We start from the raw sequence: 13,169 nt of genomic DNA on the forward strand, positions 1-13,169 counted from the left end.
GGTCAACCAGCCCGTAAGGTTACGGTCTTCCCGGAAAAAATTCCGATCAGCGGGTCGACTGGACCGTGCTGCCCGGCGCGCTGGGCGCCGGCAGCAGGGCGCGTTCGCCGTCGCCGACGATCGCGAAGGCCGACCAGTAATAGGGATGCGAGGTGTTCACATCGTCCATCAGGCCGTTCTGCGCCTTGCGCATCGCCGTTGCCATCGCCGTGCCCGGCGGCGCCGTGAACAGCCCGCTGATCAGCCGCTTGGTGGCGTTGAAATCGTCGGGCACCGGCCAGTGGCTGGCGATCACGGTGCGGGCACCAGCGCCGACGAAGGCGCGGACCAGGCCGTCGAGCGCGAAGTTGCCGCCGGTGGTGACGCCGGCCTCGCGGGTCGCGCCGACCGTCGCCATGCCGGCCGTGTCGCAGGCCGAGAGGACGACGACATCGGCATCGAGCTTGAGGTCGAAAATCTCCTTGAACGACAGCAGGCCATCCGAGGTGCCGCCACCGAAGCTGGTGAGCAGCGCCGGGCGCGCCGGGCATTCGGGGCGCGGCGCGGTGACCAGGCCATGGGTGGCGAAGTGGATGATCCGATAGTCCTTGAGATCATTGAGACCAAGGATCGTCGAATCCGAGAAGTCGCCACCGACGATCAGCTTCGACCGGTCCTCCCCGATGATCCCGCTGGCGAGATAGAGCTCGGCCGAGGAGATCGGATTGTTCCAGTTGCTGAGCGGCCAAGCGCAGGGATCGGCCTGCGACGGCGGCGGCACGAAGAAGGGATTGAGCGACGGGCGCATATTCTCGCCCATGCCCAGATAGCCCTTCGGCGCCTTCGAGCTGGCGACGTCGCGGCCGTCGACGAACGAGCGCGGGCTGACCACGGTCGAGACGTCGCGATCCCTGCCCAGCCAGTTGATCCCGCGGAAATCGAAGTCGTCGGCATTGGGCTTCTTGAGCCGCGCCAGATAGGCGTCGACGCCGTCCTGATCGATCGGCAGCAGATTGGCCGGCAGCTGGAGCAGCGGGCCATCGGGCTCGTAGATGAAGTTCGTCACCTTGTGCAGCTCGGCGTCGATCGGGCCCATCAGCGACACATAGAGCTTGCGCGCCAGCACCAGATCGAACGGATAGGTGGCCATCTGGCCATTCTCATATTTCACGACCGAATCGCGGATCTGCGCGACCGTGTCCTCGATCTGCTTGGTGGTGAGATCGAGCTTCCACGCCTTGGCGACGTCCTTGCTGACGAACATCGCATAGGCATCCTGCCCGACCAGCGTGACCTTGTAATAGCCGTCGCCGGTGTGCAGCGCCTTCTGCAGCTCGTCGACGCCCATCGTCGACGGCGACAGGACGCGATAGCGCGGGAATTTCGACAGCTTCGCCTGGAGCACGGTCTGATCGCGCTCATAGCGCAGCTTCCTGCCGCGCGCTTCCTCGAGCGCGGCCGCCTCGGCCGGGTTGGCGCTGGCGCTCATCCGCGCGACCTCGCCGGTGACGCGGGCGATATAGCGCGACAGGGTGACCGACTGGCGGAACAGGCTGGCCGCCTCGTCATCGCCGCCTGAAAGTTCGCGGGCCAGCAGCGCCTGGGTCGCGGCGATGCCGGGCCGCAGCATCACCTGGCTGGCGCCGAACATCCGCTTGACCGCCTGGGGATCGGTCGCCGAGCGCTCGGCGAGCAGGCGGAAATAGGGCCGAAGCAGGTTGCGGATCGAGGTCATCGCCCCGGGCAGGTTCTCCGCCGCGTTGATCACCTCTCCGAACATCGTCATCGCCCGGTCGCCCTGGCCATGGCGGCTCAGGAAACCGGCGAAGCTGGCCTTGGCGCCCAGCGAGACCGCGGTGTTGGGATATTGAATCTCCACCACCTGCAGCGAGTCGGCATAGAGCCGCTCCGCCTCGGGTATGTTGTTCTCCGCCTCGGCGATCAGCGCGAGATCCTTCTGGATGCTCGACCGCAGCCAGCCGGTGCTGTTGATCTTGCCTTCGCGGATCGACTGCATCGCGGTGATCGCTTCGTCGAAGCTGGCGCGGGCCTTCACATAATCCTTGGCGATGCGGAAGGCCGCGCCGCGCAGCTGAAGCGCCTGCGCGTCGAGGATCTGCGCCCGTTCGAACGGCTGCAGCCCCTGATCGAGCGCGCCGAGCTGGCTCATCTGCGAATTCTCGCGGTTGAGATCATCGGCGACGCTGCCGTCAATCTCGCCCGAGGCCAGCTTGGCGTCGACCGCCGTCTCCCGCTGGATTTCGGCGACCGGCTTGGAAAGCTCGGCAACGGCCTCCTTCAGCTTCTTCTGGTTGAGATAATGCATCGCATAGAAGTTGCGGAGCATGCGGCCGAGGACGGGATCGGACAGCGCGGCCGGGGTCGCGGCGCGAGCGAACAGGCTGTCGGCATTGACGAAATTGCCCTGGTTCGATTCCTGCATCGCCTGGTTGGCGTAATATTCGGGCAGGCGCGAGCCGGCCTTCGATCCGCTGGCGGCGTCGCGTTCGACCAGCGCCTCGAAGAACTCGGCCGCTTCGGCGTAGGAACCGTCATTGTTACGGGCATAGGCCTCGGCCAGGGCGCTGTCGCTGTCGAGCGCGCCGGCCTGGACGCGCGCGAAGGCCGCCGGATCGCCGGCCGATGTGGTCGCGACCTGGACCTCGCCCTTGACCATGGTGTCGGCGATCATCGTCCGCAGGCCGAGCTGGAGTGCGCTGTCATAGCCGCCGAGACCGTCGGCGATATAGACGGTGCTGCCCTTCTTGTAGGCGTATATCTTGTAGGCGAGCTGGTTGCCGTCGGTGCACTCGCTCTGCATCACCTCGCCAAGGCCCTCGATCTTGGTCGCGGCCGGCGCCTGGCAGGTGAGCGGCGTCTCGCTGTTGGCGATGACCCGCGCCACCGGATCGCCGGCGTCCTTGCGCAGCGCGAAGAGGCGGCCGACCGGGGAGGCCGCGTCACGGCAGACGATGCGATAGCCGCGATCGAACATGCTGATCAGCACCGGGCTGACCGCACGGTTCTGGGCGGTGCAGAGCACCCCCGAGGAACCGATGCGGAAGCTGTTGCGCAGCGACAGGCTGCCCGGTTGCTTGGCCGCGGGCGCCATGGCGGGCAGGCCGAGCGCGAGCGCGGCCAGCAGCCCGAGACCGAGCGCGGGACGGTTCATACGCATCACTCATTCCCTCCTGGTGTATCGCCGACGCCGTCGGCGCCCTGCCACAGGCTGCTGTTGCCGCTCGAGATGATCGGCGTGTCGATCTGCTGGGCGGCCCCGGCAACCGTGCTGGTGTCGATCAGCACGTTCGGGTTGCCGACGGTCCCGCCCGAGGCGGCCGCGGCGCTGCTCTCGCTGCTGTCCTCGTCACCGCCCTCGTCGGTCGCGGTCTCCTCACTCGCGGCGGCGTCGCTGCCCCCGCCCGAGCTGCTGGAAGCGCTGCTCGACGAGGAGCTTTCGCCCGAGCCGGAATCCGAGCTGGAGCTGGAGCTGGAGCCCGAACCGGAGTCCGACGACGAGGATGAAGCCGGCGGCGGGGGCGGCGGTGGTGGTGGCGGAGGTGGTGGCGGCGGAGCCGTCACCGTGCCGCCGGCCACGCGGGTGCCCGTCAGCGACGCCTGGATGCTCGAAACGATGTTCGTCGTCTCCTGCTGCACCGTCATCACCACTTCCGGCTGCTGGATCGGCGGCGGCGGAGGCGGCGGAGGCGGCGGGGGTGGCGGTGGCGGCGGCGGCGGCGGCGGAGGCGGCGGCGGAGGCGGCGGAGGCGGCGGCGGCGGCGGAGGCGGCGGCGGCGGCGGCGGAGGCGGCGGCGGCGGGGGTGGCGGTGGCGGCGGCGGCGGCGGCGGCGGCGGAGGCGGAGGCGGCGGCGGCTCCGCCGGTGCCGCCAGGGCCGTTGACGTTCGATTCATGATCGCCGGCATTGGCGCGGACGATCAGGCTATCGATCGAGACACCCGCGGTCTGCCCCTGGGCGAGCGCACCGCGCGACAGGACGATCGCATTACCGCCCTCCGCCGCGCCGCCCGCGCCACCGGCGCCACCATTGCCCGAACTCGGCCCGAAGGCGGCCTGGCCGGCGGCACCAGCGCCACCCTGCGCGACGACGTTGATCGTGACGCTGCCATAATCGGCGACACCCTCGGTGCCGGCGACGGCGGGACCGCTGAACAGGCCGACATTGACGACACCGCCCGAGGCGCTGCCCCCCGCGCCACCGGCGCCGCCATTCGGCGAACCGGAAGTGCCCGAGGTGCCCCGGCCGCCATCGCCGCCAAGGCCGTTGGCGACGGTAACGAGGCTGTCGATGGTGACATGAGCGACGCTCACCGCGCCCCCGACGCCGATCTGGCCGCCGATGCCGTTACCGCCGATGCCGCCGGAGCTGCCCCCGGCGATCGATCCCTCATTGTTGAGATCGCCCGCGTCGCCGCCAAAGCCGTCGGCGCTCAGGATGGCATTGTCGACCGTGACGATGCTGGTGGTGGGGCTGCCGGTGTCGACCAGCGCCTGCAATTCGGCATAGCCGCCATAGCCATGGCCGCCATGGCCGATCGTGCCGTCGCTGTGCGACACGGCGCCGCCGCCGAAACCGCTGGCGGTGAGGGTCACGCTACCCGTGGTCTCGGAATCGCCCACGATGAGGGTACCGGAGGACGCGGTAACGCTTGCCCCGAAGAAGGGATTGAAATCGGTAAAGTCGGGCGCGCCGCCGAAGCCGTCGCCGCCGGTGACGCCGTCACCGCCGCGGCCGCTGGCATCCCCCGAGATCGCCTGGGTGACGTTGATCGTGCCATGGAAGGCGCGGACGCTGGTGAGGCCACCCTGGCCGGTACCGCCGATCGCGTTGGACGAGCCGTTCGAGAAGCCGGCGCCGAAGCCGGCATCGCCACCCTGGCCGTAGGAATCGAGGAATATGCGATCGGCATTGATCGTGCCGCCGCTGGAATTGACGCCGACAAAGACGTTCCCGCCGCGGCCGAGGCCGCCGCCGGCCGCACCATCGCCGCCATAGCCATTGCTGTTCAGGCTGACCGTGTCGAGCGTCATCGTGCCGTCGGTGTTGGTGACCTGGACGGTCAGGGCGCCGCCGTTGCCGCTGCCCCCGGCCCCATGGCCGCCGGTACCGCCATAGGCCGAGGCGTTGACCTCGAGCCCATAATAGCCCTCGACCTGGTCGCGCGCGACGAGCGTGCCGTTGTTGCTGACCTGGGCGATGAAGGAGCCGCTGGTCGCGTTGCCGGCATTGGCCGTGTCGCTCTGCGAGACGCCGCCGCCATAGGCGCTGACATCGGCATAATAGCCCTGGTTGAGGTTGATCGTTCCGGTGCCGGCGAAGATCTCGGCACGGCCGCCGACGGCGTTTCCGCCCGGCGAAGGCGGCGACGATTCGACTTCGTAATTGGCGGTCGCATCGACGATCACCGAGCCGTTGAGGGTAAGCACCCCCGTACCGCCGACATTGAGCCGCGCGGTGCCACCCGAGGCATTGCCGGCGCCGCCCGTCGTGGTGCCATAGCCGGCGCGCGAGGCCGCGCTCAGATAGACGTCGCCATTGGCATGGGTCATGGTCGAGCTGTTGCCGAGGCTGATCTCGACCCGGCCCTTCTCGGTGCCCTGCGAGGCGAGGACGGAGATGGCGCTGCCGCCGAAGCGGCCATCGCCGCCTTCCGAATCCGCCGCCAGGTCGATCTCGCCGCTCGAGCTGATCGTCCCGCCATTGGCGAACAGCGAAACGAGGCCGCCGCTGCCGGCGCCGCCGGTCGCGGCCGCATTGCCACCCTCGCCATCGGCCTCCACATCGAGCCCGGTTATCTGCAGCAACCCACCCGACGTGCTGAGGTTGACGGTGCCGCCATTGCCTGCCCCGCCGGTACCCGACGTGATCCCCGGGCCGTCGCCGCCATGGCCATCGGCATCGATTTCCAGCACGTCGCTGAAGGCGAGATGCGCGCCGGTACCCGAGCTGCTGCTGTTGATGAAGACGCTGGCGGTGCCGCCGGCGCCAATGCCGCCGGTGCCGTTCTCCTTCGAGCCGCCCTGGCCGGTCAGGTCGGCGTAGAGCCCCCTGATGTCGATCCCGGCCGAGCCAGTGCCACCGAGATTGAGCGTGCCGCCGGTACCGACGCCCGCCACGCTGGAGCTGGTCGACGAGACGCTGCCGCCAAAGCCCGACAGGTTGGCGTTGACAGGGCCGAGGTCGATATTGCCGCTATCCGAGGTGAAGATTCCGAGCCGTCCGCCGGTCGCGTTGCCGCCGGTCGACGTGCCTTCGGCGCCGATCCGCGCGAGACCGACGACGCTGATCGAGTTGCTGATGCTGTCCGAGAGGCTGATCAGGCCGGCCGACGCCGCGATCTGTATATTGCCGCCCGCCGCGGCGCCCGAGACGCCGTTATCACCTACTCCGCCCTGCGCACCCGCGCTGAGCAGCGTGTTGCCGCCGCTATAGGTGATGTTGCCGCCGGTGCTGATGCCGATCTGGATATAGCCGCGCGCGGGATTCGCGACGTCGGTGGGATTGGTGGGGTTGCCCTGCGCGTAGAGCGCACTGCCGCCGTTGGTATAGCCGTTGCCGCCCCCGGCATTGGCCTCGAGCTCCAGGCTGGAGCCGCTGATGTTCAGCGAGCCGCCGACCACCGACAGGATGACGCGGCCGCCGAGTGCGTTGCCGCCATTGCCGGCGTTGAGGCCGCTGTCGCCGCCGTGACCGCTGGCGGTGATCTGCGCGCCGTTGCCGATGTTGACGGTGCCGCCCGTGCCGCCGCCGCCCAGGTAGATGCCCGCCTGGCCGCCCGTGCCGGCGCCGCCGTCGCCGGTCAGGCTGAGGGTTTCCCCGCCATCGCCATCGGCATTGACGGTGAGGCCGCCGGTCAGCGTGATCGTTCCGGTCGGGGTCGAGCTGGTGCCGACGCTGGTGCTGCCGCCGATGCCCGCGCTGCCGGCGCCGTTGCTGTTGTTCGCGCCGGTGCCGAAGGCGTTGAGGGTCGTGCTGCCGGTGACCGTCAGGTTGCCGCTGCCGCTGATCCCGATATTCGCGTTGCCACCGGTGGCGACGCCGCCGGTACCGGTGCCGGTCGCCGCGATCGCTGCGGCGCCCACCAGCATGTTGCCTGCGACCGAGACCGTCGAGTTGGAGGAGGCGAGGACCGAGGCGGAACCGCCCGTCGCCGAGGCAGCGGCGAAGCTGAGCGACGAGGGCGTCATCAGCGCGCCAGGCGCCGCCGCGGCGGTGACCGTCAGATCGCCGCCGACGGTGATGTTGCCGTTGTTGGCGGAAAGCGTCGCGGAGCCCCCCTGCGAGCCCACCACGATGAAGTCTCCCGGGGCGGGACTCTGCGGATGGATGCCGAAGGCGTTGGCGCGGACGTCCAGGCTGCCGGTGATGTTAATCGCGCCACCGAAATCGGTGTAGACCAGCGCCGTGCCGGCGGTGGTCGGGGTGCCGTCCGGGCTGATCGCCTTGGTCGAATCGATGATGGCATTGCCGGCAACGGTGATCGTCTGGCCGTTCACCCGCGCACCCAGATGGGCGTTTCGGATGCCGAACAGATTGATATCGCCCGAGAAGGCGAGCGTGCCCGACGTCGGAGCGGCGAACAGATCCGCCGTCGAGGACGCCTGGACGTTGCCGCGATAGACGCCGCCATTGAGATGGACATTGGTATCGGCCGTCGACGGAGCGCGGCCGCCGAGCGGATTGGATGCCGTCGAAGAGACATTGTAGCCACCCGACAGCAGGATCGCGCCGTCCGCAGCCCGGGTCGCCGATACCGCAGTGTCGAAGCCCAGCGCGGCGGGATTGAGCGCCATGGTGATGGCGCTGTTCTTGGCCACCGAGACCAGATAGATGCGGCGCGCGAAATCGGTGGCGCTGTTCGCGGCTTCCCAGAAGGTCGAGCCGGTGTGCTGCAGCGGGCTGTCCGAACCGACCGGGACCTGGATGTCGAACAGGCCCTGGTTGATCGTCAGATTGACCTGCTCGCCCGCCACATAGGCGGCGGTGCCGTTGACCTTCACATTGTTGGACTGCTGCTGGATCACCGGCGAGACGACCGCGAGATAGGCGGCCTGCGGGCTGAGGAACTGTCCGGAATTCTCGGGATCGGGCAAGCGCACCACCTGGGTGGCGTTGATCGTCGCGCCCGGCACGATGTTGATGCCGTTGGTGGTGAAGCCGAGGGTCGAGCTGCGCGAGTCCATCGAGAACATCGCGTTGGGGTCGATCGAGGTGCCGCCGCCGGTCGACGGGTCGCCCGTCGTCAGCAGCAGGCCGCCGACGTCGAACACGGCGTTGCTGCCGACGAGGATGCCGCCCGGGCTGTAGAACCAGACCCGGCCGCCATTGCCGAGCGTCTCCTCGCCATCGAGATCGAGCAGCTTGGCGATGACATGGCCGTTGATCGCGACGCCGCGCCCGACCGCATTGTCGGTGGGGATGATGCGGTTGAGGACGGTATAATTCTCGCCGAGATTATCGTTACCGTTCTGGAAGGTGACGCTCGCATTGCTGGGCAGCACGTCGATGAAATCGGTGGCGCCGGCGCCGGCGCTGGTATCGTTGGGCCGCCAGTTGATGATCGCCGTCGGCGCGTTGACCGTGACGACGTCGCCATTATTGCCGGCGCGATCCACGGTATAGTTGGTGCCTTCGAACAGGCCGCTGCCGACATTGAAGGTCGCATCGGGCAGGTTCGCGGCGAAACCGTTCGCCGCCAGCGTCTCCTTGGCCGGGAAGGCCAGCACCGTGCCAATCGCCAGCGCGGAGGTGACCGCGCGGTGCCGGGAACGCGCCGCACGATTGCGACGGCTGAACGGATCGATTGAACGGGCTGAGTTACGCATCACTGATTTTCCCAGGGCCAGAGCTTGCTCGTGACAGATACGAGGAAACGGGGATCATGGTTGTGGGTCTGGAGACCCGCCGCCTTCAACGGGAAGGCGATGGTTCCGTCGATCCGGAAGCGGTTGTTGAGCAGGGCGCGCAAGCCACCGCCGACCGAAGCGACGAAATTGGGGTTGAGCCGGCCCGCACCCTTGTCCCAGGTCCAGGCGAGATCGGTGAAGCCGAACGGCAGAATATTGAGATTGACCTTCTGGAACGGCCGGACATTGGGCAGGCGCAGTTCGAAGGCGCTGCCAATGCCGCTGTCGCCGATGATCACGCCCGGATCATAGCCGCGGCCGATCGAGAAGTTGCCCGCCGAATATTCCTCGAAGCTGAACAGCGGCGTGAAGGCATATTGGGCACGCGGCATCACCGCGATCCAGTAGCCGCCGGCGATATTATATTCGAACGAGGCCGAGGCGCGGACCAGGCTCGACGTGCGATCACCATCGGCACGGGCAGGCGTAAGCGGGCCGAAGGGGTTACCGGGCCGCGCGATCGACGGCGGCGACGCATCGAGGATGTTCAGACCCTGACGGAATTCAAGCGATCCCGAGCCGCGCCATTTGGGCGCGCGCCGCTCCGACACGTCGGCGGTGTCGAAATCGAGCCGCACAAAGCCGACGCGCAACTTGTCCTTAGTCAGGGTGCCGACGAGGCCGGGGCCGCCGTCGAACGCCACGCTCTGGTTGAGGAAGTCCATGCCGACGGCACCGACCATGCTGAACGCCTGGGTGCGGATCCAAGGATAGCGCACCTCGCCGGTCGCGAACAGGGTCCGCGCCTTGATGTTGAAGGTGGCGCCGGCGATGGTCGGCTCCGACCATGCATAGGTGAAGGAGCCGCTCAGGGTCAGCCCCTCGCCGCCGAGGCGGGTGTCGTAGCCGAGCTGGACGAGCTGCTGCTCCTTGAAGTCGGCGGTGCTGGAGACCGATGCGGTCAGCCGGTCGGCACCAATCAGACCATAAGCAGCGGCCGAGAGCGCGCCGCTCCAGCGGCCCGAGCTGTGCGAGGAGAAATTCTGCGCGGCGAAGTTCACGTCGAGCGGGTTGCGGACAACGCTGATCTCGCCGATCAGCTCGCCGGGCGCGGTGCCGGCGGGCTTGAGCGCGAGGCGCACCTCATAGCCCGGCATCTCCCGCGAGAGCAGCAGGTAGCGCTCGGCGGTGTAGCGGTTGAACACCTTCTCTTCGGTCAGGTGCTTCATGTAGGCTTGCAGCGTTCCTTCGGCGGGCCCGGCATTGCCGCGCACCCGGATCGCAACGATCTTCGCGAACAGCACCTCGAACCTGACGACACCATTCTCGATCCGCTGCACCGGCACCTGGATCGCCGCCAGATAGCCCTTGGCGCGCAGCGCCGTCGCCGCCGCGTCGCGAATCGTGCAGATCGTGCTGATCGGCCGGTCCGGCCCAAGCAGCGAGACATAGCTCGCCTTCAGCTCTTCGGCGGTGATGCCCTGGAGGTTGTTGAACTGCGCCTCGCTGATCGACACCTTGATGTCCGCATAGGCGGGATTGTCGAGAGCGCAGGGCGCGCGTTCGATATCGCCGTCGATCGTCAGCCGCGCCGAGCGCTGCGTCTGTTGCGGACGGTTGCGATCGATCTCCTCGCGGGTGGGAGCAAGCTGCTGCTGCTGGACCGCAGGAGCGCCCGGCGCGAGCTGCGCCAGCGCCGGATTGGATGCCGATGTGAAAAGCAGCGCGGTAAAAACCACGACCGAATAGAGCGAGCTGCGCAAAATGCCCCCCGAATGACCCCTCAGTGGCGAACCCCTACGCCGGACCCCGTTCTATCCGCCTTTACGGCCGATGTCATCGCCTTAGTCGTTTTTGCCCCAATGCGTTGCGCCGCCGACACGGTGGCGCGGCGCAGGCGATGAAATGGCTTATGCTCCGCCCGGCGCGCGCGAAAAACGCACTAGCGCACAATAGGTCCGATTCGGCCTTTCATTGCTGCATCGCAACGACCCGCTTGCGTATCGACATTCCCCGGCCTAGAGGCGCCGACGCGACAGGTTCCCGGAGACGGGATCAAAGGGAATTTGGAAAAGCGGTCCAACCGCCCAGCCGAAGCTGCCCCCGCAACTGTGATCGGTGAGCGATCGTCCAACTATGCCACTGGATGCCTCGGCATCCGGGAAGGCCGGACGAAAGCGGTGACCCGAGAGCCAGGAGACCTGCCTGTCGCGGTCGTTCCATCATGCGGGCGGGGTGCACCACATGATCGAGGGAAATCCTCGCGTGACGACGCTCGACGGGGTCACGCGCGGGGGGCATTGTCCAACGCGTTCCGCACGCGGCTCCGATGGCTTGATCCATGGGAGACTATCCATGCGGACGTTCACTACCACTACCCTGATCGCGGCGCTCGCCGCGCTTCCCGCCGCCGCCCACGCCGACGAGGCCGGCGACGCCGACAGCATCATCGTCACCGCCAGCCGTTCCGAGCAGAAACTGTCGGAGGCCGGCCAGTCGGTGACCGTCATCGACAGCATGCTGATCGAACAGCGCCAGACCGTCTCGGTCGCCGAGCTGCTGCGGACCACCCCCGGCGTCACGATCGCCCGCAACGGCGGCCCCGGCGGCTTCACCGGGGTCTTCATCCGCGGCGCGCAGAGCGAACAGACCGTCGCGCTGATCGACGGCGTCAAGATCAATGACCCGTCCTCCCCGGGTGGCGGCTTCAACTTCGCCGACCTGCTGACCGACGGAGTCGAGCGGATCGAGATATTGCGCGGCCCCCAGTCGGTGCTGTGGGGCAGCCAGGCGATCGGCGGCGTCGTCAACCTGATCACCCGCGCGCCGACCGAAACGCCGCAACTATCCGCCACCGGCGAATATGGCCGCTATGGCACCGGCCACCTGACCGCCAATGCCTCGGGCACGGCCGGCCCGGTCGCGCTCAGCGCCGGTGCGGGCTATCTGACCACCAACGGCATCTCCGCCTTCGCCCGCGGCCCGGAACGCGACGGCTATGACCTGTTCGGCGCCCATGCCAAGGCGGTCATCACGCTGGACGAGCGGCTGTCGATCGACCTGCGCGGCCTCTACACCCGCAGCAAGGTCGACCTCGACGGCTTCGCCCCGCCGACCTTCGCCTTCGGCGACACAAGCGAATATTCGCGCCAGGAGCAGATCGTCGGCTATGCCGGCATCAACGCCGGGCTGTTCGACGGCAGGCTGAACAATCGGCTCGCCATCGCCTACACGCTGATCGACCGCGACAGCTATGACCGCGCACTGACCCCGCGCAAGACGCTGGCCGGGCGCGGCCGCAACCTGCGCTACGAATATCAGGGCGTCGCCGAGATCGCCGACTGGGCGAACGGCACCTTCGGTGCCGAGCATGAGAAGCAGAGCTACCGCACCTTCGACAGCTTCTCCGGCCGGCAGAAGCGCAGGGCGAACACCGACAGCGCCTATGCCGATATCCACCTGAAGCCGGCGGCGGGGCTCAGCATGGGCGCCGGTATCCGCCATGACGATCATAGTGGATTCGGTGGCGCGACCACGATGAGCGCCGACACCGCCTATTCGCCCAATGGCGGCGCGACCCTGATCAGGGCCAGCTATGGCGAGGGCTTCAAGGCACCCTCGCTCTACCAGCTCTATGGCGACTTCGGGAATCCGGCCCTGGTGCCCGAGAAGGCGCGCGGGTTCGACGCGGGGATCACCCAGCAGCTGCTGGACGGGGCCATCGAGGCGAGCGCGACCTGGTTCACCCGCAAGGTGCGCAACCAGATCGACTTCGACCTGTCGACCTTCGCCTATGGCAATCTCGCCGCGGTCCGCGCCCGTGGCGTCGAACTGGGGCTGAAGCTGCGCCCGGCCGAAGGCTTCACGGTCGACGCCAACTACACCTACACCAAGGCGGTGAACCGCCAGCGGAGCGATCCCAATTTCGGCAAGGATCTCGCCCGCCGCCCGCGCAACAGCGTCAACGTCTCGGCCGACTATGCCTGGCCGTTCGGGCTGAAGACCGGTGCCACGATCACCCACCTGTCGCGAAGCTATAACGACGCGGGCAATTTCACCCGGATCGACGGCTATGCGCTGGTCGACGTGCGGCTGGCCTATCCGGTCACCGACCGGATCGAGCTGTTCGGACGGGTCGAGAATCTGTTCGACCAGCGTTACCAGACCGCGACCGATTACGGCCAGCCGGGCCGCGCCGCGACCGCCGGCGTCCGCCTGCGCTACTGACGCGGACAAGGGACAGGGCCGGCGCGGCTATCGCGCCGGCCCTGTCAGCCGCATCGGCGACAGGCCCGGCCCGCTCCGGTGGGGGAAGGAGATGAAG

5 protein-coding genes and 1 riboswitch are annotated in these 13,169 nt (G+C 68.0%); of the genes, 1 reads left to right on the forward strand and 4 read right to left on the reverse strand.

Annotation, left to right across the window (positions count from 1 at the left end):
• Positions 1-46 precede the first annotated feature (46 nt).
• The 4 genes from CMV14_RS00615 to CMV14_RS00630 form a co-directional block, all read right to left on the reverse strand.
• Positions 47-3,157 carry a CHAT domain-containing protein gene (locus tag CMV14_RS00615; protein ID WP_066970094.1) on the reverse strand — a complete coding sequence of 1,037 codons (3,111 nt, stop codon included), beginning with the start codon at positions 3,155-3,157 and terminating at the stop codon, positions 47-49.
• The gene (locus CMV14_RS27345) at positions 3,157-3,285 is read right to left on the reverse strand and encodes a hypothetical protein (RefSeq protein ID WP_255250160.1); all 129 of its coding nucleotides are present in this window, start codon (positions 3,283-3,285) and stop codon (positions 3,157-3,159) included. The genes CMV14_RS00615 and CMV14_RS27345 overlap by 1 nt, the downstream gene beginning before the upstream one ends.
• A gap of 88 nt (positions 3,286-3,373) precedes the next feature.
• On the reverse strand, positions 3,374-8,824 hold the full coding sequence (locus tag CMV14_RS26635; RefSeq protein WP_192876305.1) for a beta strand repeat-containing protein: 5,451 nt from the start codon (positions 8,822-8,824) through the stop codon (positions 3,374-3,376).
• The gene (locus tag CMV14_RS00630; protein ID WP_066970026.1) at positions 8,824-10,608 is read right to left on the reverse strand and encodes a ShlB/FhaC/HecB family hemolysin secretion/activation protein; all 1,785 of its coding nucleotides are present in this window, start codon (positions 10,606-10,608) and stop codon (positions 8,824-8,826) included. The genes CMV14_RS26635 and CMV14_RS00630 overlap by 1 nt, the downstream gene beginning before the upstream one ends.
• A 257-nt stretch (positions 10,609-10,865) precedes the next feature.
• Positions 10,866-11,068: riboswitch (cobalamin riboswitch) on the forward strand.
• A 132-nt stretch (positions 11,069-11,200) separates the two neighbouring features.
• Here CMV14_RS00630 and CMV14_RS00635 point away from each other — a divergent pair.
• The gene (locus CMV14_RS00635) at positions 11,201-13,072 is read left to right on the forward strand and encodes a TonB-dependent receptor plug domain-containing protein (RefSeq protein WP_066970027.1); all 1,872 of its coding nucleotides are present in this window, start codon (positions 11,201-11,203) and stop codon (positions 13,070-13,072) included.
• Positions 13,073-13,169: the final 97 nt, after the last annotated feature.

Source organism: Rhizorhabdus dicambivorans (genome assembly GCF_002355275.1).
In the GTDB taxonomy this organism is placed as follows: domain Bacteria; phylum Pseudomonadota; class Alphaproteobacteria; order Sphingomonadales; family Sphingomonadaceae; genus Rhizorhabdus; species Rhizorhabdus dicambivorans.